20 protein-coding genes are annotated in these 25,481 nt (G+C 28.5%); 1 reads left to right on the top strand and 19 read right to left on the bottom strand.

What is annotated here, in order from left to right:
* Positions 1 to 554: 554 nt before the first annotated feature.
* The 14 genes from BN1865_RS06855 to BN1865_RS06795 form a co-directional block, all read right to left on the bottom strand.
* On the bottom strand, positions 555 to 1,997 hold the full coding sequence (locus BN1865_RS06855; protein ID WP_050636500.1) for a lipopolysaccharide biosynthesis protein: 1,443 nt from the start codon (positions 1,995 to 1,997) through the stop codon (positions 555 to 557).
* A complete protein-coding gene (locus BN1865_RS06850; protein ID WP_050636499.1) occupies positions 1,984 to 2,940 on the bottom strand; it encodes a glycosyltransferase in 957 nt (318 codons plus the stop codon). Before BN1865_RS06850 ends, BN1865_RS06855 begins: the two co-directional genes overlap by 14 nt.
* A gap of 32 nt (positions 2,941 to 2,972) precedes the next feature.
* On the bottom strand, positions 2,973 to 3,926 hold the full coding sequence (locus BN1865_RS06845) for a glycosyltransferase family 2 protein (protein ID WP_050636498.1): 954 nt from the start codon (positions 3,924 to 3,926) through the stop codon (positions 2,973 to 2,975).
* The gene (locus BN1865_RS06840) at positions 3,919 to 5,361 is read right to left on the bottom strand and encodes an O-antigen ligase family protein (RefSeq protein ID WP_050636497.1); all 1,443 of its coding nucleotides are present in this window, start codon (positions 5,359 to 5,361) and stop codon (positions 3,919 to 3,921) included. Before BN1865_RS06840 ends, BN1865_RS06845 begins: the two co-directional genes overlap by 8 nt.
* Positions 5,362 to 5,364: 3 nt before the next feature.
* Positions 5,365 to 6,420, bottom strand: a complete 1,056-nt coding sequence (locus tag BN1865_RS06835) for a glycosyltransferase family 2 protein (protein ID WP_050636496.1) — start codon at positions 6,418 to 6,420, stop codon at positions 5,365 to 5,367.
* Complete coding sequence (locus BN1865_RS06830; protein ID WP_050636495.1) at positions 6,417 to 7,241, bottom strand: glycosyltransferase; 825 nt, start codon at positions 7,239 to 7,241, stop codon at positions 6,417 to 6,419. The genes BN1865_RS06835 and BN1865_RS06830 overlap by 4 nt, the downstream gene beginning before the upstream one ends.
* A gap of 31 nt (positions 7,242 to 7,272) precedes the next feature.
* The gene (locus BN1865_RS06825; RefSeq protein ID WP_050636494.1) at positions 7,273 to 8,193 is read right to left on the bottom strand and encodes a glycosyltransferase; all 921 of its coding nucleotides are present in this window, start codon (positions 8,191 to 8,193) and stop codon (positions 7,273 to 7,275) included.
* Positions 8,194 to 9,541: 1,348 nt separating this feature from the next.
* Positions 9,542 to 10,471: a tyrosine-type recombinase/integrase gene (locus tag BN1865_RS06820; RefSeq protein WP_198527260.1), complete on the bottom strand. Its 930-nt coding sequence runs from the start codon at positions 10,469 to 10,471 to the stop codon at positions 9,542 to 9,544.
* Positions 10,472 to 10,540: 69 nt separating this feature from the next.
* Positions 10,541 to 11,524 (bottom strand): tyrosine-type recombinase/integrase, encoded by a 984-nt coding sequence (locus tag BN1865_RS06815; RefSeq protein WP_050636493.1) that lies wholly within the window; start codon positions 11,522 to 11,524, stop codon positions 10,541 to 10,543.
* Positions 11,502 to 12,131 (bottom strand): site-specific integrase, encoded by a 630-nt coding sequence (locus BN1865_RS18590; RefSeq protein ID WP_198527249.1) that lies wholly within the window; start codon positions 12,129 to 12,131, stop codon positions 11,502 to 11,504. Before BN1865_RS18590 ends, BN1865_RS06815 begins: the two co-directional genes overlap by 23 nt.
* Before the next feature lie 65 nt (positions 12,132 to 12,196).
* The gene (locus tag BN1865_RS18585; protein ID WP_198527248.1) at positions 12,197 to 12,493 is read right to left on the bottom strand and encodes a hypothetical protein; all 297 of its coding nucleotides are present in this window, start codon (positions 12,491 to 12,493) and stop codon (positions 12,197 to 12,199) included.
* A gap of 499 nt (positions 12,494 to 12,992) precedes the next feature.
* On the bottom strand, positions 12,993 to 13,952 hold the full coding sequence (locus BN1865_RS06805) for an IS3 family transposase (RefSeq protein WP_304438552.1): 960 nt from the start codon (positions 13,950 to 13,952) through the stop codon (positions 12,993 to 12,995).
* Between the two features lie 2 nt (positions 13,953 to 13,954).
* Positions 13,955 to 14,671, bottom strand: coding sequence for a helix-turn-helix domain-containing protein (locus BN1865_RS06800; protein WP_050636491.1), 717 nt, complete (start codon positions 14,669 to 14,671; stop codon positions 13,955 to 13,957).
* 427 nt (positions 14,672 to 15,098) lie between these two features.
* Entirely contained in the window at positions 15,099 to 16,124 is a 1,026-nt protein-coding gene (locus tag BN1865_RS06795; protein ID WP_050636490.1) for an acyltransferase family protein, read from the bottom strand.
* 366 nt (positions 16,125 to 16,490) lie between these two features.
* Between BN1865_RS06795 and BN1865_RS06790 the strand changes: the two genes are divergently transcribed.
* The gene (locus BN1865_RS06790) at positions 16,491 to 16,814 is read left to right on the top strand and encodes an IS110 family transposase (RefSeq protein ID WP_050636489.1); all 324 of its coding nucleotides are present in this window, start codon (positions 16,491 to 16,493) and stop codon (positions 16,812 to 16,814) included.
* A 305-nt stretch (positions 16,815 to 17,119) separates the two neighbouring features.
* Here the strand turns inward: BN1865_RS06790 and rfbD are convergent, their stop codons facing one another.
* The 5 genes from rfbD to BN1865_RS06765 form a co-directional block, all read right to left on the bottom strand.
* A complete protein-coding gene (rfbD, locus tag BN1865_RS06785) occupies positions 17,120 to 17,959 on the bottom strand; it encodes a dTDP-4-dehydrorhamnose reductase (protein ID WP_050636488.1) in 840 nt (279 codons plus the stop codon).
* Positions 17,960 to 17,995: 36 nt separating this feature from the next.
* A complete protein-coding gene (gene rfbB, locus BN1865_RS06780; RefSeq protein WP_050636487.1) occupies positions 17,996 to 19,024 on the bottom strand; it encodes a dTDP-glucose 4,6-dehydratase in 1,029 nt (342 codons plus the stop codon).
* Between the two features lie 3 nt (positions 19,025 to 19,027).
* Positions 19,028 to 19,600 (bottom strand): dTDP-4-dehydrorhamnose 3,5-epimerase, encoded by a 573-nt coding sequence (gene rfbC / locus BN1865_RS06775; RefSeq protein ID WP_050636486.1) that lies wholly within the window; start codon positions 19,598 to 19,600, stop codon positions 19,028 to 19,030.
* Positions 19,600 to 20,478, bottom strand: a complete 879-nt coding sequence (rfbA, locus tag BN1865_RS06770; RefSeq protein ID WP_050636485.1) for a glucose-1-phosphate thymidylyltransferase RfbA — start codon at positions 20,476 to 20,478, stop codon at positions 19,600 to 19,602. The genes rfbC and rfbA overlap by 1 nt, the downstream gene beginning before the upstream one ends.
* 70 nt (positions 20,479 to 20,548) lie before the next feature.
* Complete coding sequence (locus BN1865_RS06765; RefSeq protein ID WP_050636484.1) at positions 20,549 to 25,351, bottom strand: GBS Bsp-like repeat-containing protein; 4,803 nt, start codon at positions 25,349 to 25,351, stop codon at positions 20,549 to 20,551.
* Positions 25,352 to 25,481 lie beyond the last annotated feature (130 nt).

The following is a 25,481-nucleotide window of genomic DNA, read 5'->3' as shown; positions in this document are numbered from 1 at the left end:
TCCAAAGCATAATACTTAGATAAATATCTCCTATCTATAGACGAATTACTATGCATTTAATATATAAAACACTCTAAACTGTTAGTCTTAATAACAATTTTAAACTTATTGTGCTTCAACTCATCTAAAACTCTCATTGCTTACTGTTGTAGAACATTACAATTCTTTTATTTGTGGGTATAACATCATTTTAATTTGGTATATAAAAGCATCTTACAGAACATTTGATAATAAACTTTTCTCTTATTTATCTCTTCTAATTAAATAATTAAAAAGAATTTAATAATTTTTTCATCCTTATCATAAAAGTCTACACCTTTAAACTTTTAGTTCTTTATACAAACTTTTCAAGATATATAATTTATATATTAGAGCAGAATATTTATTAATGCATATTAATACTAAATTATCCTAATTTTAATAACAAAACAACTTGTAATTATTAAATGAATTATAGATAATAAATTACCACATGTGTCAATCATCATCAATTAGGCATGTATTATACTTTAAACATCAAAATAAAATATGGGTATATTTATCCAAATTTCACTCTATTTCCTAACTTTTATGATATTAATTAAATAATCAAAACTTTTATTCTTAACTATAACAGATAATATTAAATAGATAACGAATCCTATAAAAGCATCTAACGCACATCTAGCTATGATGGATATACCAAAACCAGAAATTATATTATCAAACAAAAAAACAATAATTCCCATAATTACAGATATAACGAATGCTGAAAAAATATCTTTAAACTGATCTAAAATATTATATCGTAATAATTTAACATTAGGATAAGCATTTATAAATGTACTTATTACTCCAGTGACAATTTTCATAAAAACCATTACTATAACACCAAAAGGAATACTCACAATAAGAGTAATAATGCCAATAATTTTTTTAATTATTTCAAGTTTTAAAAATATATCACTACGTCCCAAAGCATTAATTGCTTGTAGATTAGCTGTATGTATAGGCCATAACATATAAGAAAAACAAAGTAACCTTAAAAGAGGAACACATGCTAACCACTTTTCAGTTAAAATTAATAGAACTAATGGTTCAGCACAAGCCGCCATTCCAATCATTAGAGGAAAGATAATATAAGAACTTAATGACATTGATTTTCTAACCATAGCTCGCACTTCATCTATACTATCTTGTTTTTCTGATAACGCTGGTAATATTACACTTTGAATTGATCCATTCACATTACTTACAATTAAATTTGGAAATTGATCAGCTCTATTATAATAACCTAATTGTGATGCGCTATATACTTTTCCAATTATTAAATTATACAAATTGTTATATAATACATCAATCAATGAAGACACCAACAACTTAGAACCAAATCCAAACAATTTCTTAATTCTTAAAATATTAAACTTGAACTCCAAATGCCAATCTACTTCAAAATACAAAACTAATGAGGTTACAATTTGGCTTGACAACTGTTGAAAAACAATGGACCAAACTCCAAAATTATTATAAGCCATTATAATTCCAATAAATCCAGATATAACCATACCTATAAGACTACTAAAAAATAACATTCTAAATTTAAACTCACGACTTATTTTTGCTATTTGAATAGAGTTATATGCTCCAAAGAACAAGGTTAATCCTAAAATTCTTAGTACCTCTTTTAAAATAGGCATTGAATAAAAAGAAGCAATCACTGGCGAACTCACAAATAAAACAGCATAGCACAAAGACGCAATGATAATACTCATCCAAAAAACTGAAGAATAGTCTTCTATTTGAACATCTGACTGTTGTATTAATGATGTATTAAATCCAGTTTGAACAAAAACATTTGAAATTGTAATAAAAACAGTGATTAACGCAATGACTCCATAATCTGATGGTCCAAGTAATCTTGCTAAAAAAATTTGAATAACAAATTGAATTCCAACTGTTCCAAAACGTTCTAAAAATTTCCAAATTAACGAATTAACAATTTTATTACTGCCTTGCATATTTTTTTATCCTCCTATAAAATGATGGATATCGGCAACGAATTTGGGTTTTTATACGTTCTAAAAATCGAAGGTTTTTATAAACTGTAAGATAGGGTTCTGTCATTAAAGATTTTATATCTCCCAAATAATCATATATATCATACTGCTGTTTAACTTTCATTTTAGAAAAAAGTTTATCATACTCATAATTATATAATTGATTAAAATTATCAAACATTTTTATTAAATCTTTTAATAAATTAATTGATGAAGTAGTGTCCTTATATAGAGAATCAGTCATAGATCCAATGCTATTAATCCTATAACTTCCCATCACTTTATTCATATAATAACAATATCCCTTTTCAGCCAAAAATATTTGTAATGGATAATCACATATAGGACACATATAATATGCTTTCGGCAAATTTAATGCATCGGATTTTCTAAAAAACAAAGATAAAGTTGGAAGATAATTACCTCCTTTCTCTACTATATCTGTAAACTTAATTTCTGTATCCGAATCAGAGCAAAAGTATTTTTTTAAAAACTTACCATTTTGATCTACATAATTAACTGCATGAACACATAAAGAACAATTTGGATGTTTTTCCATATAATCATACTGCAATTGTATTTTATTATTATCATCCCAAAAATCATCACCTTCACATAATGCAATGTATTTTCCTTTAGCCTGTGAAATTAAGATAGGGATAAACTTCTTACCTTGAGAATATTGATTCTCATTTTGTAAAATTAATTTCACATTTTTATTCTCACTTTGAAATTTTTTTAGAATGTCCTGAGTTCCATCTGATGAGCAATCATCATGTATTATTACTTCAATTTTCAGAGAAGTATCTTTCATTTGCATACTAAATCCATCTAATGTTTGCTGAATATATTTACATTGGTTATATGTTGCACAACATATTGAAACATCAAATTCATAATTCATTCTTCTACCTCCACAGAATATTTTAATATTATTTATACTTTATATCTATATGAATAAAGTATGTCACCTATAAAAACACGTAGCCCACCATATCTATATTTGTATATTTTATTATAATATGTAATATGGAACAGAAGATATATAACAGATAAATATGATTCATTTTTCATGAATAAAAGTCGTTTTTTTTCAAATTTAATTTGCTTTTTTATCCTCTTCATATAGTTAATGTCTATATCCTGATTCAACAAGAATTGGTAAGCTTTAATTGCTTCCTCTATTCCATAAATTCTTTTATAAACACTTGAAGATAATTTCTTTTTTTTATTAGAAATAGAAACATTTCCTTCATGAATACGATATGACATTAATTTTCTTTCAATAATAATAGCTTTACCACCTAACAATGCCTCAATACATATTAACCAATCATGCCCTAACTGATTACTTAATTCTAATGTTGGCATTCCTGTTAGTATCTTCTTTTTAAAACAGATACTACATCCTCTTATAGGAGAAGCCCCTATAAAATCATTTATAGAAATATTTTTGAAAGAATTAGTGTCTTTGTTTGAATAATTAGGGATTTTTTCATTAATAAAATTATTTTGCGAATCTATTAAAAAATAGTTATGTGAAACCAAATTAATTGTATCATCATTGGCAAAACAATTTACTATTGTTTTAACCTTATCCTCTAGCCAAATATCATCTTGATCTGCTATAAATATATAGTCTCCTTTACATAAATTTACTGCCTTAAAAAAATTTTTTGAAAAACCAAGATTTTCTTGATTTTTAATAACTCTCCAATTATAAAGTGTATTATTTTCTATAAAATCGCTTATCAATGATACTGTTGAATCAGTCGAGCAATCATCACAAATAATAACTTCATCAACACTTACAGATTGATTCAAAATAGAACTTAGTTGTTGAATAATAAACCTTTCGCCATTATAAGTGGCCATTGCTACACTAATCATTAATGTTTTCCCCCTTATAATTAAATGATGTAAAACAAAATAAAAGTAAGTATAGCAAAATAGACATTGTATTTATACAAAATAAATATGGATTTGTTTGAACACTTAAAAATATGCAAACAAAGATACTTAATAACAATGATAAAGTCACAAAATTTTTTGAATACTTCTTTATACACATGAATAAATAGAAAAAAATCAACATAGCCCAAGCAATAATTCCAATAATTCCTGTTTTCATTAATAATGCAAAAGATGTTACTTCAAATTGGTAATCATTTGGTATTGTGGTTCTAGTATATCCCTCTACAAATCCACCATATCCAAAGCCGAATATTGGTTTTTCCTTCCATCTATTAGTCAATTTAGTAATTTGCTCAACCCTTAACTCATTAGAAACAACTGTTCCCTCTGCATCTTGTTCCTTATTATAATTATTATTTGAATTGTTATCTATTTTTATTTCTGTATCTGAATCTATAACATTTTTTTCAATTTCAGTTTGATTATCTTTATCAGATAAAAAAAACATATTTTCAAATCGTCCAAAGATACCACCATCAAATATTTGATTAATAAGTAGAACTGAAACAAAACAAATTATAAAATTTTTACACACAAAAGCAATTCCCTTTTTTCTATGAAAAAAGATATATTGTATTAATAAAATAAAAATAATTAAACATAGAGAGGCAATAACACCTAACCATAAAGATTTTAGATAGGTTGTACACATTCCAAAAATAAGAATAAATAAAGAAAATATTCTATAAGCTTCCCATTTCATTCCTTTACTAAATGGAACTATAGTAAATAATAATATTCCTACTCCTAACAAGAGCATATTGGATTGAACAATTCTTATCATTCCATATCCTTCTAAAACGGGTTGTATATTAAAACATTTAAGTTCATATAAGAAATTTAGAAACGCAGTATAAAAACCAGGTTGTACATTTTCAAATATCCACATTATAGAAAACCACATTCCTAAAACAACTACTGAATTAATGAATATATTTTTATAATCCAATAAATTTATTTCTTTCATTCTAACTAAAATTGAAAATGGAAAATATAGAAATATCATCATCATCATTCCTGCATCGTCAATTGAATTGCTTAGTGGAATATGATGCAAAATAGGTAACACTATTAAATCAATTAAGTAAACAAGACAAAAAATCAATACTACTAAATCAATTTTTTTTACAAATTGATTTATATATAAAACGCAATGTTTAATTCCTCCCCCACTTTCCATTTGAACCTTTATCATAAGTAACACTATCGAAACTACTAGCATCCATAGTAATACAAGTGGATACTTTATTTTTATTCCAATTCCAGAAGACTGAAAAACATTTTGAAGCACAAATAATATAATGGAATACTTTAAAATCTTTCTAACATATTTTAATAAATCTACTTTCACAATTTACCCCTTTCTTATATTGAACTTAACAAAACTCATTATCTTTATAGCCAATACACACAAGAATACATTTTGTGTATGCAAAGGAAATATTAATATCTTTTGCTTAAAACTCATAAACGACATTTTTTTATTAAAAAAATGCTGAAAATCTTTAGTTGAAAAATTGCTTTTAATATTTTCTTTCAATGTATTTAAATTACAATTTTTATTTATATCCATTAAAAATGAATATAAATATTTCCCATACCAATAACTACATTGATTATACAAATAATCTTTGTTTTTTAATATATCATTTTTTCTATCAATACTATTTTCCATCGTATAACAACGCTTTATCAAAAAAGAAAGTTTTTTTTCATTAAAACTATTTGTGATAGTCTTAATATTTTGTCTTGAAATATAGTGATAAAATGATTTAGAAATCAACTTAATTTTAGAAATATGTGGCAAAAGCTGAAAATTAAACTCTATGTCCTCATAAAGTTCTTTATCAGGAAATAAAATATTTGATGATTTTAAAAACTTTGTCTTATACAATTTGTTCCAGCTTGTATCGGACAGAAAATTGTACTTTAATCTAAAATAAAGATCATAAATTTGTGAAGGGTCTTGTATAACAGCATCGACTAATGGTTTGCATTCCGTAGTTCTTATCAATTTATGACTTCCGTTATAGATATCTCGATAGTAACCAAATAAGCATATATCTGGTTCATCGTGGATATAATTACATAATGTATTCAATGTATCAACTTCAAGATAATCATCTGAATCTAAAAAAAGCGTATACTTTCCTTGGATATGTTTCATACCTTCATTTCTTGCAGAAGATAATCCTCCATTCACCTTATTTACTACGGTCACATTACAATATCTATCATGATATTCCTGACAAATACATAATGACCTATCTGTCGAACCATCATTAACCAATATAACTTCATAATCTTTAAAAGTTTGTTGGAAAACACTATCCAATGAAGTTGTTAAAAATTTTTCTACATTATATACAGGTATAACTATTGAAATTAAATATTTATAATCACCTTTCATTTTGCACTCTCCCCATTTATTTTATAATTTTTACCATCAATTAAAGCCTTGTATATAGTTTTTATGGTGACCAATCTATTATCTTCAAAAATTATCTTTATAAGAATCCATTTTACAATATAATAAATTTCATTTTTTATTTTAACACATTTATATTTCTTTTTCATAAAAATTATAGAATTTCTTAGATAATAATAAGTTCTCATGGGCGAATGATTATATGTATTAATTTTGATTCCAAAGATATATTTTATTTTCAAATTTCCTAACTGATGATCCAAAGGGTATCCATAAAGAGAAAGAATATCAAAACCATTATCAATTAATTTTGCACAAAAATCAAAATCAACGTAATCAATAAAAAATTCAGAATCAAATCCGCCTACTTTTTGCCATGCATTAATATTTGTTATACTTCCTGATGTTATACAGCGTTTAATTTTGGTGATTCCTTTTTCACCTTTTTCAGATGAAGGAGAAATTATTCCCACATTATTTATATCTAAATACTGAAAAGAATTTTTTAAAAATTGTACGTCCAAAATAGAATCCTGATCCATTGTAACACACCACTGATATCCATTTATTCGTGCGGTTTCTAAAACAGTATTTAATGCATAAGCAATACCTTTATTTTCATTAAAAATATCTATTACTACTTTTTTGTAAAATCTACAATTATTTACAATGTCAACACTATTTTTTGAATTATTATCTATAATAAAAATCTTGTCAACATCCTTATCTAAAACTTCAATATTTTGTTGAAGTCTTGCTAAATTTGGATTAAATGTAACAATACAAGCGCAAATATTTTCCAAATTAATTCCTCCTAATTATAAACTATATTTACTAATTCTTAAAACCACCAAGCAAATACAATAATTTAAATAAAAAATTTTCAAATTTTTTTTGTCGATAAAATTTGGTAGTAAAAACATTCTTTAATCTCAAAAAAAAGTTTTTCTGATTCAAAAAATTTTCTAAATATTTTCTTTGAGAAAAAGTTAATTCATCTCTATAAAACGAATAAAAATAACTAATTTGAAGAGCAATTTTCTTATTATCATTTTTTAAAAGTCTTTTTATACGTTCTTTTATCCATCCTAAGTATCCCTTACCATAACCTATGCTATTAGATTTATGTTGCCTATAAAACGTATATGGAGTATTATCAAAAATAATTTTCCCCTTCAAAGAAGCAATCATAGTAATCCAATAGTCATGAGCATAAATTTTATCACAATCAAAATCTTTTCTTACTTCCTCTACCATTTTTTTTGTCATTACTTGTGTATGTCCAGGAATAATATTTTGAACAATACAATTATAAAAATTAAGTCCTCTTAAATTTTTTTGGGTAACACCAAATGGTTTCATATCATCATACACTAAATTAGAAGTTGATCCAAATAAAATAATATCATTTTTTTGTCTTTTTTTACGTATTTGATTAACCGCATTTTGTAACTTGTTAGATTGCCAAATATCGTCTTGATCACTCAAAGCATAAAAATCAAAATCACCACTATTCATAATTAGTGAAAAAAAACTTTTTATATAACCAACATTTGACCCTTCATAAAAAATAACATTATCATTTTTTATGAGATACTCATTTATGATTTTTTTTGTACTATCAGTTGAGCCATCATCTCGAATAATTAAAGTTAAATCACAATCAATTAATTGATTTAAAATACTTTCAATTTGTTTTGATATATATTTTTCACCATTATAAGATGATAATAGAACAACTATTTTTTCAGACATATAAAATCTTCCTCCAAAAGCCAATTTGGCAAATCAACTATATTATAGCATAATATTAATAAATAGGTAAATAAAAAACATAAATTGTTTTTTTATGTTACTAATTGTCGATAAAAATTCTATCAAGAACTCAACTTAAAATAAATTTACTATTTATTGAATTGAACATTTTTCATTTATTTTTAAAATCATTTTTTGCACAAACATAAATGTTAATTAGCATTTTTTCTTATTAGACATCTCATATATTTTCTATACTTCATATGACAATTACTAAAATGCATGACTTTGTTATTTTACTAAAATAAAGTTTTAATCAATTAAGTAAATAACATTCAAAATTAATATGAATTTTTAAAAAATCAAGAAATAAAAATAATTACTTATTATAAAGAATTAGAAAAAATAAGAACACATATAAAAGTACAAAGGAAATTCATAGTTGAATAGAAAGATAAAATAGAGAAAAAAATCAAAATAATTTGTTCCACTCATAATCCATATTCACATACAAAAACAACAGAACAGATTAATTTTCAATATTCAAACATCTAACAAAGCAGTAAGAGGTTTGAATATTGAAAAAAGCTTTATAGAATACATAAAATTATATCAAGAAATATTGTGCCTAATAAGTTCTACAATATAATAAATGAAAATCTATCAACGGAACTTCGGAAAGAATAAAATAAACCAAGAAGCATAAGGTAGAAAGTATTTGGAGTTATCATGCAAGACGAAGTTCACAAAATTTATAAGAAGAGAAGTGAAAATGTAAGAATAGAATTTCTAATTATGTGTATGATATATAATTTAAAGAAATATCATCTGTATTAACTAAGAAAAACAAAAAAATATGATGTCCAATTATAAAAGTTATACACATACAAAATGACAAAAAAAGAAATATAATACCTAGATGAAAAGTATATAAAATCAAGAAAAAATAGAGATTCCAAGAAAAAATTAAAGAGAATCAAATTGAATAAGGATTAAGAATTAGAATCTTTCGCCCCTTTCACAACAAACACCGTGCGTAGGGTTACATGACATTTCATAAGTTTATAGAACTATAATATTCTAGCCCTCTTATATATCCCCCCCAACTTTTCAATCTTTCGTTGATTAGCATTCTAATGATTATGAAGCTATTGACTATATGCCAGTAACTTTTTCTTGTATTTGCTCATTCCCATGCTTTCTATTTCCTTATCAAATTCATTAAGATAGATATTTGAAAGTAATGGACTTAATGGTCTTCCTTATGTGGAGTTAGTTATTATGCCGAGTTAAATTCAAAAAGTCTTTATTTTAAATGATTTTCTATTTATTTTCTCGGCATAATATTTTACTTGAATGTATTTAAAAAATCTAATAGATCCTGATTTTTTGTCCAGTCCGGCTTGCTTTCTTCATCTTTTATGATTTGAGGCGCTAATTTATTTATTGCTTTTTCTTTTAATCGTGTATCAGCTTTTGCATATATCATTGTAGTCGTAATATTTTCATGTCCTAGAAAATCTCTTATATAAATGATTGGAATTCCTGTTGCCACCATATGCATACTTTTACTATATCTAAACATATGAGGAGTTACTTTTTTAGGAAATGTGGAATCTCTTTTCAAAATAGAAGCTGTATATTTGTCTATGATATATTTAACGCCATCTCGAGAAAGCTGATGCATATCCTTGTTAAGGAATAAATAACGGTCATTCATTTTTGTATCAGTCTGAAATGTATTAATATAAATATTAAGAAGCTGCTTCATATCACTAGAAATAGGTATTATTCTTGTTTTATTTCCTTTTCCACTTAATTTAACAGTTGGATGATTTTCAAGAAATATATCTTTTACTTTTAAATCGCATATTTCTTGGACACGTGCACCTGTATCGTACAATAAACATAATAGGGTTTTATGCTTTAGTCCACTTAATCTGTTGACATCAGGTTCATTTATTAATGCCCTCATTTGAGTTTCATCTAAATATCCTATTTCTTTTATAACTGTCTTTTTTGATTTTATATGCATAACTTCCTGTAAACTAAACATATTTTCAATAGAATCAATTTGACAGTAATTGGCGAAACTTTTTAGAACTGCCAGCCTTTGATTCGCAGTTGAACTACTGCATCCAGTGGCTCTTAAATATTCTAAAAATTCAATAATAATCTTTCTAGTAAAATCTTTCATTGTAAATTGATTAATGTTAATTTCTTGTTCATTTATTAGAAATCTCACAAAGAGTTTTAATGTATCTTTATAACTTAGAATAGTATTTTTTGAATAATTACGATGATGAGGGAGAAATTCTGTTAAAAAGAATTAACATATTGAGAAAAATCAGTAGAATTCTTTCTCATTTGGAATCACCACCTTAATCATTTCTGAGTATGCTTCCTCTAGTTTCCCTGTTAGAGTTGGAAAAAGTGATTGTGTAAGTTTTAAGTAATAAGCTGTTTCATCAAATCTTTCATGTCCAAGCATAGTTTTCATATATGGTAGATAGTTAAGCAAATCTTTTCCCTCTTCCAACCACATTTTTAATAAATTAATACAATAGGTATGCCTGAAATCGTGGACTCTTGGACCATTTCCAGTATGCGAAATACCTGCTTTTTCTAGGTATCGTCTAAAATTACGGTAAACCGTATGAAGCTTCATTGGTACACCAGGAGTTATCATAAAAAAGTATTCATCTTCTTCTGATTCTTTGTGTATCATATTCTTTAATTCAATACATTTTTGAATTAATGCTGGGTGAACTGGTACGATTCTGGCTTTATTGTTTTTTCCGCTTCGGACGATTAGATAGCCTTTATGCAAGTGAAAATCTCTAATTTTTAGAAGTCTTAATTCAGATACTCTCAACCCACTGGTATATAGAATTCTAAAAAATATTGGCATAACCAAATGTCTGTATGGTGATACAGATGGAACACTTCTGCTTTGGTCTACTGCTTCAAAGAATCGTTTTAATTCATCATCTGTATAAATATGTGCATCATATTTGGGGATTTTTCTTACTAAGCCTTCAGGTGGAATATAAGCTTTAATTCCAATATCATTTAGATATGTACAGAATACTCTTAAATTCGATATTCTTCTTGCCTGGTTATTGGCAGTTTCATAAGATGTTTTTCTACACCATTTATCTGCTGTATCACGTGTGATTTCTTTTTCTGTAATTTTGTTTTCATCAAAAAACTTGTCTAATCGAAGAAAAGCTGAACTTTCTGAGAGATACGTAAATCCTTGTACTTGTTTTAAATTGATCAAATCCTGAAATTCTTTTTTAAATACACTATTGAATTTTAATTGTTTCATCATCAAATGTTAGAGGCAATATGCACTCTTTCAGCTTATTAATATCCGTTTTTAAATATATTGCAGTAATGTCAGGATTTGAATGACCAAGGATTTCTGTAATAATTGGCAGTTGTGTTCCGGCTTCCAGTAATAAAGAAGCTGCCGCGTGTCGCATGGAATGAAAACCAGAGTGTCTGTTTTTAGTAGCCGGTATTCCTGCTTTATTCATGTATCGTTTAATAATATCACTTAAGTGATTTCCTTCAGAAAAGGAATCAAAGGGTGGCATATGCTTAATAAATACATATGAAGTATCATAAAAAGCAGGTCTGCCATTCTTGATATAATCTATAACTGCCCAACCAACTTCATTAGGCAAAGGCAAAGTTAAAAGTTTTTTAGTCTTGTGTTGAACGAAGGAAATCTTTCTGTTTTCCCAGTCAAAATTATCAAATTTTAAATTTTTAATATCACTGCTTCTTATCCCTAGTATACAAGCTAAAAGAATCATTGCATAATCACGTTTTCCTAGAGGACTGTTTCGATCAATGGCTTTTAATAAATTGGTAAGTTCTTCAGCTGACCAGACAGATGGTATTGATCTTGTTTTTGAAATAGCTGGCATGTGAATTTTAGATGCCAAATCAACAGAAAGTTGATTCTTTAGGTGAAGATATCTCAAAAAATACCTTAATCCACAAATATTCTGTTCAACTGTTTTAAAACTGTAATTAGAAAAAGTTTTGATAAAATCATTGCAGATAGATAAATCACAGAAATATCGATTATTTGTCTTTGTGATAGATAATCTAAGAACACCATGGACATATGTGAATAATGTTTTACTGTGCTGTGTGATAAACCAGTACTTTCTAAATAGATTAAAAATTCATCGTAAATAGTCGCTTTTTCATCTGATAATTGAATTGTATTTTTAGAAGCTGTATATCGGCGTGTTAACCCTCCATGTAGCTGATCATCTGACAAAAAATGAATGACTCTAAGAAGCTCCCTTTGTTGAGAAATAGTTCCATCAATATATTACAAATCTATTGGTGTTCCTCGTATGTGATATCTCTTTCTCTGATATTGGATCCTCCACCAATCTTTTAATATAAATAGGTATAAAATTAATGTATTCTTGTGTATTCATTTTTCATCTCCTCCTTCTTGTTTGAATATATAATAATTTCATCAATTTTTTATGAGAAGTTAAAAAGACAATAATCCTTAAAATATAAGACTTTATTGTCTAACTTCTCATAAAATTAATCTTCTTATAATATTCAGTAAATAAAAAATCACTTCCATCTTCTTTAGACAAACTACAAATCATAAAAAGACAAGGAAGAAAACGTGGAAAATATAAAAAGAAAATAAAATAATAAAACAATAACTAAACGAGATTGAATAAGCCAAATAAAAAGGTAGAAATCAGTAAATGATCTAGTCCCTGTCAAGTGGACACACAAAATAAATAAAATTTTTATCCCAATTGGCATGTTGCTGATTGGGTTTTTAATTGTACTAGTGACTCTTTATACTTTGCAATTCTTGAATTGAATGGTATTGGATATTGTTTTGGTTCTTCTCTATTCATTGCTTCCTTTCTTACTTCCATTGGTGCTTTTGATTGATATCGTTCCTGATACCTTTCATAATTGTAAAATTGTATATATTTTTCTATTGCTTCTATTAGACTATCTTTATCATAAATCTCATACATTTGATACATTTCTGTCTTGATTATTCCCCATAATCCTTCCGTTGGTCCATTATCTATACAACTCGCTACTCTTGACATCGATTGAATCATTTCCTCATTTTTCAATTGATGTTGAAATGCTTGACTTGTGTATTGAAATCCTCTATCCGAATGCATTAGGGGATGTGCATTAGGATTTGCTTCTATCGCCTTATTTAAAGTATCTAATACAAGCGCATTGTCATTTCTATTATTGATGATCCATGATACAATTGAACGATCATATGGAGCAAGGAATGCACTTAAATAGATCTTTTCATGTGAATGTGGAACTTTAAATTCTGTGACACCTGTTGTCCATTTTTCATTAGGCTTTGTTGCTTCAAATTCATGATGTAGTATATTTTCTGCTTTCTGATCTGCTTTATTCGCAATTGTACATCCTTTTCTTCTCCTTCTTATACTTGAATGAATTCCCAATATCTTCATGATTCTACGAATACGTTTATGATTATAGTTCTTATTGTAATGACGATTGATAAACATGCGCATTCTTCTTACGCCTAGAATACCACCATATCTTTGATGATATTCCATGATAATTTCAGATAATGCTTGATTCTCCTGTTCATTAGCTGGAATAGGGCGATTTAACCATTTATAGTATGCTGAACGTTGAACAGACAACACCTTACACATCCATTGGATACTATACTTCTTTGTTTCATGAAGCTCCTTAATGGCTAAGTATTTCGCTTCGTTTTTCGTTTTGGCGAAAATCGCATCCTTTCGATTTCCTGTACTTTTTTTAGTACTTCATTCTCCATTTCTTTTTCTTTAAGCTGACGTTCAAGCATTTTGACTTTATGCTGCAATATTTCTGTTTCACTTAACTGTTCTTCATCTTTACGTTTTCCTCTTTTATCAATAAGTCCTTCTTCACCATATTTTTCATATTTTTTAACCCATTGATAAACCTGTGTATAAGAAACATTGAATTTATGTGCTGTTCCCTTATAGTTCTTATCATTTGTTAAACAATCGTTGACAATTTCAATACGTTCCTCATAAGTTGTTTTTCTACTGTAATCTTTCATATAAATCTCCCACTTAGGATTGTAATCCTTAAGTTCTTCAAGGTTATTATACTTCTTTATCCAACTCATTACAGTAGAATCTGAATGAACATTATATTTATTTGCGATCACTTCAATTGAACCTTCTCCAGTCAGATAAGCTTCTACAACTTCTTGTTTAAACTCTTTGGTATACTTTGAATTGTGAGGCTTAGAATCAAAAACTCCAGGGCCATAAGACCTATACTTATTTACCCATTTATAAATAATACTTTCTTCTACACCAAATTCATCTGCTAGATTCCTTATGCTTTGGTTACCTTGTAAATATTGTTCACATACATATACTTTTTCTTCTGTTGATAATTTAGGTTTTCTTCCCATAGAAAAATCCCACCTTCATAGCTACATGTTTGTTTTTTCGTGTGTCTACTTTAGTGGGATCATATCAGAAATCTTCATCACTTTATTCTACCTTTATTTGATACTTAACCCCCCAGTGATTTAAAGCCTATTTAGACTTGACCCCAGAATAAATTTGAGTATCGTAATTTTTTAGAAAAAAGCAAAAAACTTGGAGGGCAAATAAAAAATGGGCAGGGAAACCATTGCATATCAACGCTTTAGAGTTTCCAAAAGTCCACTACAAAACATGGCGGGAGATATAATCCCCCCAAAAAAAATGTGTTTTATGACCCATAAATTGTTTACCATAAGTTATTTTGGATTACTAGAGAACCTAACTCATGTTAAGTTTCCCTCATGATTATTAAAAACATCAGTAATTTAGCAATTAACATTTTAAGTAAAACTACTTTTTATTTAAAAATTTATTTTCAAAATACAAATACACACTACTATTAAGTATGGAATTATTTATTATATATAAAATTTTTGCATAGATTAAAATTAATCCTATCGTAAAAAATAGTAAAATCAGAACATTCAACGCATTTGAAGGATTTCTAAAATTTAAAACTTGTAAAATAACAAGATGTTGTAACAAAAAAATCGCATAAGAAATTTTACTTATTTCTTCAAATAATTTTTTTAAACAATTAAATTTCATAACATATTTACCCAAATGAAATAAAACGATAAAAAGAGAAAATCCCATTAAATGTGATGCAAAATTCGATCCTAAATTTAAATAAAAAAAACATATAATTATAGTGATTCCTATGGCTAAAAGTAGTATATATAGATTCTCTAAGAAAAATTTTGTATATTTAATAAAAAGCATTCCTACTGAGAAACTAAAGAGGCAAGAAATAATATTCCTAAAATCTCCTATGATAAAAAAACTTGTATTTAATACCCATAAATATGATAAAAAAAGAACTAGTAATGTAATTTTATCACTTTTATTAAATAAACGCACAAAAATGGGATAAATAATATAAAGAATTATAATTGCACCTAAAAACCATTCACCTAAAATATAATAATTTTCATAACGATAAAGAAAATATCCATCAATTCCTAATAAAGATAAGATTAGACTTGTCGGTTTTCCTCTATAAAATACATTTCCAAAAGAAAAAATATTTTGTAAAAAGAAATAAGCAAATGCTATATAAAACATTGGATATAATGACTTCCATCTCCTATAATAATAATCTTTTAATGAAGTTACATTACTATAACTGTAGTAAAGCATTCCGCCAGAAAGCATAAAAAATATCGTAACAAACACATCTCCCCAATCACCATTTACAAAAGAATAAAATGGTAAAAATCTTGTATTATTTAAATGACATGAAAAATGATAAACAATTACCCCTAGTGCGCATATTACCCTAATAAAATCAATTGCTAGAATTTTTTTTAATCTCATATGTTTATCTCCTCATATAATAGTATTTGTAAAGATTAATTCTTTACAGTTTAGCCGTTTGAATGGGACTAGTCCCATTCAAAAAATTCTTTCCGTTTTATCCCTCTTGCGTTATTATTTATTTAGAAATAATATGATGGTCACTTCCTTTTCTCCTTGTTCATGCATTGCGTGATTTCATAGTTCTTTTAAAGCCTGTTTGCCCATGTTATATCTTAATTTCTTACTCAGACGTTGTTCCGCCTTCTTTCAGTAGCACTTGTGTTTGAAGGATGAGTTCTCATTACGAGGTTGTCTTATGATATAACCAGGTGGGATAAAATCATTGTCTTATTTCTTGATCCCAATCGAAAGGAGGTGGTATCTATGACTATTACTTCTACCTTATATCTTGGTATTGATGTTAGTCTTGATACTAACCAAGTTTGTGCTATGAATTTCAATCAGGATGTCTATTTTAATCTCTCCTTTAAGAATACTTTAGATGGTTCTCTTGAGATGATTAATAAAATTATTTCCACTGCTCACTTGAATCATTTATCTCATGTTCTCATTTGTATGGAATCCACTTCTCTTTATTTCTTTCATATTGCGAATGCCCTTTTCATGAATGAAGAATTAGGACAACTTCACTGTAAGGTTTACTGTGTTAATCCCAAAATGATTAAAAACTATAAAATCCTACATTGATAGACCTAAGAATGATCCCAGTGATGCCTGGCTTATTGACGACTACATTTGCGTTGGTCGATGTAAGAAACTTCATGAGTGGTGTGGTGCTACATATGTCGCTCTTCAGCGCCTGACAAGATATCGTTTCCATCTTGCCAAAAATCTTTCAAAAGAGAAAAACTATTGTCTTAACAATATCTATCTTAAGTTCTCTCAGTTAAAAAAGAAACAGGACAGCAGCGACAAGGAAAATCCATTCTCTAATATTTTTAGTGCCACTTCCACTTCACTGCTTTTCTAGTTTAAACTTTATATAATTTTTATTATTTTAAAAAAATTATATATCTTCTCAACGCATCTTGCCATGTAGGCAATCTTTTAAATCCATGTTTATCTAATTCTGTCTTATTCATACGACTATTAGATGGTCTTTTCGCTTTTGCTGGAAAAGCATTAGAATCAACAGGATTCACTTTTACATCCATCTCTGCTTGTTTAAATATCTCACATGCAAATTCATACCATGAACATATTCCTTCGTTTGTTGCATGATATGTACCATATTCTTCAGTTAGAATCATGTCTACACATAACTTAGCTAAATCGTAAGTATACGTTGGTGACCCAATCTGATCATTGACTACTGATACCTCGCCTCTTTCTTTACCAAGACGTAACATTGTTTTAATAAAATTATTACCATTTAAACCAAATACCCATGAAATACGAATAATAAAATGTTTAGGAAGTTTTTCAACAATCAATTCACCTTCATATTTTGTCTGTCCATAAATATTTAATGGTTCTCTATGATCATATTCATTCCATGGTTCTTCTCCTAAACCATTAAAAACATAATCTGTAGAAAAATACATCATAGGAATATTTAACTCCTTACATACCTTTGCTATATTATCAGTTCCATCTCTATTGACTTTTCTACATAACTCAACTTCATCTTCTGCCTTGTCTACTGCTGTCCATGCTGCACAATGGATAACTGCATCGACTTTTGCTTCTTTAATAACATAATTAACTTGTTGAGCATTTGTAATATCCATTTCCTCAATATCTACGCCAATTGCTTCTATCTGCCTTTTTTGACATTCATTTACAATATCATAACCTAATTGTCCTTTAACTCCAGTTACAAGTACTTTCATCTTCTAATCCTCTCTAATGAAAGAGTATAACATGTGTTATACTCTTCCCTTTTCTTTATACATTTTCTCAAAATAATTCTGGTATTCTCCTGAAAGAATGTTTTGCCACCATTCTTTATTATCTAAATACCATTGAATTGTTTGTTGAATTCCTGTATCAAAATTATATTTTGGTTTCCACCCTAATTCTGTTTCTAATTTATGTGGATCAATCGCATATCTTCTATCATGTCCTTTACGATCTTCAACAAATTTAATAAGTGATTCTGGTTTATTTAATGCTTTTAGAATTGTTTGAACAACTTCTAAATTTGTACGTTCATTATGCCCACCAACATTATAAACTTCTCCAACTTTACCATTTCTAACGATTAAATCAATGGCTACACAATGATCATAAACATGTAACCAATCTCTTACATTATCCCCTTTACCATATACTGGTAATGATTCATCTGCTAAAGCTCTTGAAATCATTAATGGAATTAATTTTTCAGGGAAATGGTAAGGTCCATAGTTATTAGAGCATCTGCTAATTGTGACTGGTAAGCCATAAGTACGATGATAAGCCAAAACAAATAAATCAGCTGAAGCTTTTGAAGAACTATATGGACTTGATGTATGTAATGGTGTTTCTTCTGTAAAGAATAAATCTGGTCTATCTAATGGTAAATCACCATAAACTTCATCAGTAGACACTTGATGATATCTTGTAATCCCATATTGATTACAAGCATCTAATAAAGTTGTTGTTCCCATGACATTTGTTCTCACAAAACTTTCAGGGTCTTCAATACTTCTATCAACATGTGATTCAGCAGCAAAATTAACAACAACATCAAATTTTTCTTTTTCAAACAAATCAAAGATAAACTTTCTATCAGCAATATCACCTTTTACAAACTTATAATTAGGTTTTCCTTCAACTGGTTGACATGTTTCTAAATTTCCAGCATAAGTTAACAAATCTAAATTCACAATCATATCTTCAGGATATTTATTCACCATATAATGAACAAAATTCCCACCAATAAATCCTGCACCACCTGTTACTAAAATCTTCATTGATTATTCTCCTCCATATACAAACTGATTATCTGATTCTTCTAAAGTAGGTCCTGTCATATCTTTTTCACTTAAAACAGGTTCAATACCGTTTAACAATCCACCCCAGTCAACATTAACTGTTGGATCATCATAACGCATTCCACCTTCAGATTCTTTATTATAAACATTATCCACTTTATATCTAAACTCTACATCATCTGTTAAAGTTAAAAATCCATGAGCAAAGCCTTGTGGAATAAAAAACTGTCTGTGATTTTCTGCACTCAATTCTACTGAAACCCATTCTCCATAAGTTGGGCTTCCTTTTCTGATATCTACAGCCACATCAATCACTTTCCCTTTTGTACAAGAAACAAGTTTAGATTGTGCATATGGCGGATTTTGCCAATGTAATCCTCTTAATGTTCCTTTTTGTGCACTAAATGACATATTATCTTGAACAAAATCAACTGTTATACCTAATTTTTCATATTTTGGTTTTGAATATGTTTCACAGAAATATCCTCTATGATCTCCATTGACATCAATATCAATAATCAATACACCTGGTATCTTTGTTTCAGTTACTTTCATTAATCAATATACTTCCCTTCTAAAACATCTTTTAAATACTTCCCATATTGGTTTTTCTTATATAACTCGCAAGCTTGTAAAAGTTCATCTTTTGAAATCCACTTATTATCATAAGCGATTTCCTCTAAACATGCAATCTTTCGATTAGAATGTGTTTCAACTGTTTTCACAAAATTCGTTGCATCTACTAAAGATTCATGTGTTCCTGTATCCAACCAAGTAAACCCTTGTCCTAATAGAGTCACTTCTAAATCACCATTTTCTAAATAAATACGATTTAAATCAGTAATCTCTAATTCACCTCTATCACTTGGTTGAATACTTTTTGCGTACTCTACCACTTTATTATCATAAAAATATAGTCCTGTCACTGCATAATTTGATTTAGGCTTTTCAGGTTTTTCTTCTATTGAAATTGCTTTACCTTCCTCATTGAACTCAACAACTCCAAATCTTTCAGGATCATCTACATAATACCCAAAAACAGTTGCGCCTTTTTCTTTTTTCGCTGCATCTCTTAAACGCTTTGTTAAACCATGTCCATGGAAAATATTATCACCTAAGATCATAGCACAACTATCTCCATCAATAAACTCTTCACCTAAAATAAAAGCCTGTGCCAATCCATCAGGTGATGGTTGAACTTTATATTGTAAATTGATTCCAAATTGATGTCCATCTTTCAATAATTCTTGAAATCTTGGTGTATCATCAGGCGTAGAAATAATTAAAATATCCTGAATACCAGCATTCATTAAAATACTCAATGGATAATAAATCATTGGTTTGTCATAAATTGGTAACAATTGCTTACTTGTGACCTGTGTTAAGGGGTATAAACGTGTCCCACTTCCACCTGCTAAAATAATTCCTTTCATAATAACATCCTCCAAATATTGTCTATATCCAAAGAATAAACCATGACGTAACGTCATGGTCAATATTTTTTTATTCAAACATTACATTCACATCAACATTTCCTTGATAACCATAAATTGATCCCTTTGAACTATACTGCCACATTTTGAAAGAATCATCAGGTCTCCAATCACTTCTAGGTAATCCGTTGTTCAATCCATAATTAGCAATCCATTTTGCATAATTATTCAATGATGAATCGTATTTTAAATAATTTTTCCAGTAATTTAAATTTGCATATACTCCAGGAGTATATCCTGCTCGTTTAAATGCTTCACAATATACTTTAGCAATAGCAACTTGGTCACGATCATTGCCACCTTCTTCAATGTCCGCATATACCGGTAATGTAGGTTTTGCACCAGCAGATTTAATTAAAGATAGAGCTAATTCTGCTTGGTGTGCAGCTTGAGATGTATTTTTAGCTGTATTATAATGATAAATCCCATATGGTACACCTAACCGATTTAATGCAGCAATATTCCTAGCAAACTTTTCATCTTGCCATTTTCCATTAGACTCTGTAGTTTCGTCACCATGACTCACTCTTAATATAACAGCATCTATTGAATTTTTCTTCATTACTGTATCCCAATCAATGTTCCCTTGCCATTTTGATATATCAATAACAAAGTATTTTCCCCCTTCAACTAATTTACCATCTTTATCAAACAAATACTTGCGTCCATTTTGTTGCATCCATCCTGGTGCAGAATTTGGCATTTCTAAAACTTGATAAATGCTCGTAGCAGTAAAATTTCCAGCTAAATCATATGCATAGATATGTGTAATATATTTACCATAATTATATCCATGATCCTTAATATTAACTCGATAACTTGCAACACCATTGATAACTTTTGATTCACCCCATTTTAAATCATCTTGTCCATTGTTTTCTGTCCAAGTAGGAAATTTGACAACATTCATACCATAATCATCTGTTACATAACAATTTACAGTATACCCCGATGAAGTAACATTTGTAATTGTTATACTACTTATTTCAGGTGCTGCATTCTCTACAACCACATTTCCAAAATTGATTGCTGTCTCTTTACCTGCTTTATCATATGCATAGATATGTGTAATATATTCTCCCGTTTCATATTTATGGTCCTTCATATCTATTGTACATGTTGCTATGTTTCCACTGACTGTTCCCTTATGCCAGATTAGATCATCCTGTCCATTATTCTTTGTCCACGTTGGAAACAGAACTCTATCAAGTCCATAGTCGTCTGTGACTTTCGCTGTGACTGTATACTTTCCTGCACTCTTTGTCACCTTGACATCACTGATCACTGGTGCTGCATTCTCTACAACCACATTTCCAAAATTGATTGCTGTCTCTTTACCTGCTTTATCATATGCATAGATATGTGTAATATATTCTCCCGTTTCATATTTATGGTCCTTCATATCTATTGTACATGTTGCTATGTTTCCACTGACTGTTCCCTTATGCCAGATTAGATCATCCTGTCCATTATTCTTTGTCCACGTTGGAAACAGAACTCTATCAAGTCCATAGTCGTCTGTGACTTTCGCTGTGACTGTATACTTTCCTGCACTCTTTGTCACCTTGACATCACTGATCACTGGTGCTGCATTCTCTACAACCACATTTCCAAAATTGATTGCTGTCTCTTTACCTGCTTTATCATATGCATAGATATGTGTAATATATTCTCCCGTTTCATATTTATGGTCCTTCATATCTATTGTGCATGTTGCTATGTTTCCACTGACTGTTCCCTTATGCCAGATTAGATCATCCTGTCCATTATTCTTTGTCCACGTTGGAAACAGAACTCTATCAAGTCCATAGTCATCTGTCACTTTCGCTGTGACTGTATACTTTCCTGCACTCTTTGTCACCTTGACATCACTGATCACTGGTGGTTCATTTGGTTTAACACTCACACCATAATTAAACGTAACAGTCTTTTGATTATATGTAATGGTTGCTGTTTTTGTGCCAGAGGTCGAAGTATCTAATCCTGTAACCTTATATTCATTGGATGTAAGAACTTTCTTAGTTCCATTATCATAATTAGCAGTCACTTCTAACCCTGATAAATTGATTGTATCACCAACATAATATGTTAACTTTGTAGGTTGTTTCGTTACTGTAAGTGAGGACAGTGTCACTGCCTTGACAGTATAACTAAATGTAACAGACTTTTGATTATACGTAATGGTTGCTATCTTTGTACCAGTGGTCGAAGTATCTAATCCTGTAACCTTATATTCATTAGAATTAAGAACTTTCTTAGTTCCATTATCATAATTAGCAGTCACTTCTAAGCCTGATAAATTGATTGTATCGCCAACATAATATGTTAACTTTGTTGGTTGTTTTGTTATCGTAAGAGAAGTTATATTTAAAGATTTAGCACTTACTGTGTAGTTAAAATTATTTGTTTTTCCACCAAAACTAATTGTTGCAGTTCTTGAACCAATTGTTGATGTATCAAAACCTGTAATTTGATAATCATCACTTGTTAATACTTTAGAATTTTTAACATAATTAGCTGTGACTTTTAATCCATTTGTACTTACATTTTCTCCTTGTATATAACTGATCTTAGTTGGAGGAGTAATTGTTAATGATAACAATTCATTACTAATCTTCTTTGATTTTACTCTAATTTGCTTTTGTGATGATTCAACATATGCCAAATATAAATAATTATCTGAAGAAGATAAATTCAAACTACTACTTGCATTATCTACATCTATTCCTTCTTTTATATATGAATCATTATCATAATCATATTGAAAAACTTCCGTTTTTCCATTATCTGTATTTGGAGTAACAAGAACATAAAGATGGCCTTGTGCTAATGCTAATTTTGGAGAAAAGCTATTGATTGATGAAGCTTTACCAATTTTCCATCTTGTCCCATCATAGATAGCCATTCTGGTCTGTGAATCACCTAAAGAAACATAAAGTTTATCTCCCAATGAAAGCATATCATATGTATTTGAAGATAATAATGAATTAGATATATTTGTGAAAGAACTATCATTATTATAATGATAAATTTCAATAATATTACCTGATGCATTTCTTATTGATACATATATTTGATTATTCATTTCACAGACTTCAGGTTGTCCTCCAAATCCATTAAAATATGTCCCCAACACTTTAAACTGTTTAGCCTCAAGTATTCCTAAATTAGCTTTCCCTGATGTAGTATAAGCAATATAAATCTTTCCATTTATACTTGAACATTGAAAAGAACCATCAGTGCCATTAATAGTTGTTATGATATCCCACGCATCTGATGTCTGATCATATTTTCTTACAATTAGTTGAGTTGATGCACTTGTATGAAGCGTATACGCAAAATAAACATCATTCCCACTCATAAATAATTGAACATCTGAACTACTTTGAACTTTAAATGTATCTCCAAATTTTTTCCATTCATTTCCATTATATTGATATGATGAATACTGATTATCTGTATATGTCATCAAATATTGCATATTATTATTTGAAGTCATTGCACAATTTTTTTCATTATAAATACTTCCACTGTCATTAAATTGTGTATTGTTCCACGTATCAAACAAAGAATTTTCAGGAATAGAAACCTGACAAGACATTTGATTTCCTTGAAAACTTGATACTTCACTAATCACAATACCAGAATTGGATCCATCTGAAAAAGTTAAAGCACCATCAGATAAAGTCTTACTTAAATCTGCCTGACCTATAGAAGTCCTTTGTGACTCCTGAGAAAGTGAAGCATTTAAAACACACACACTTTCTTTTTGAGTATATCCATTTTGTCCTTCTTGAGGTCTAAAAACATAAATTCCTGTTTTCCCATATTTATTACTTAAGCCAGTAACTGTTGTATCTACTCGATAAACAATAATACCTGATTCTCCTACTTTAGAATCAATAGTATCATTACTAATAGAATCTGTTTTCTTTCTCAACTCAATCACAAACAATTCATTATCATTAAGTGGAGATTTTAATATATAAGCTTGATTCCCATCTTTATTATCTTGCGTATCTAATGTTAATTTTTGACTTTTTGTAATTGTATCAATTGATAACCATTGAGAAAAATGCATTCTTTCATAGGCTAGAGGATAACTTACATATTGAGAAACAGAAGCCATAATATCCCATGATCCAACTGGATGATTAACGCCATTGTTTGTATAAAGATCAGGATAACCCAAAGTATGTAAAAACTCATGAGCAACTAATCCAGAACGCTCATTACCACTTTCCATTAGTCTACTTGTATTCAACATATTATAATGAGAAACTTTTTTATTCGTCCATGTTAAAAGACCCGCATATGTTGTACTATGAGGAGAAAGTGTCCCTTCACTATCTCGACCACGTAAAACAATAGTTAAATTATCAATATATCCATCATTATCATAATCTATAACTTGATTTGAAATAGAGGGTGTATTTTTAATAATTTCATCTATAATGACTGAATCTAAATCCTTATTCATAATATCATTTTCACTCATTGATAATTGATAAGCATCTATTGTTGTTCCATTATCTTGTGGAAAAATATTTTTAACTTGAAATTGATTATATGAAATTGTTTTTATATAATTTGTAAATGATCTTCCATTTGTCCCATTATAAATATCCATAATTGTTTTTCTATTATCTGTATTAGCAAAAAAATCATCTTTATCATCTACAAATTGTGCAAATAAAACCACATTAGCAAACTCCTGTGAATTACGATTTGTTGATTTTGCTTCAACATTTACTGAATTCATTGTTATTAATGAAACAATCATTGCTACAATTATCACTATTTTTTTTAACATATATTATACCTCCCACATCATATCCCTTGTTATCTACCCATATTATATATATTTTTCTACCCAAACACAATAAAACTATAATTAAAATAATATTGATTTTTTAATCAAGTAAAAATTCAAGTCACTAAAA

This window comes from Candidatus Stoquefichus sp. SB1, assembly GCF_001244545.1.
Taxonomy (GTDB): domain Bacteria; phylum Bacillota_I; class Bacilli_A; order Erysipelotrichales; family Coprobacillaceae; genus Stoquefichus.
This window is presented reverse-complemented; position numbering and strand designations above follow the sequence as displayed.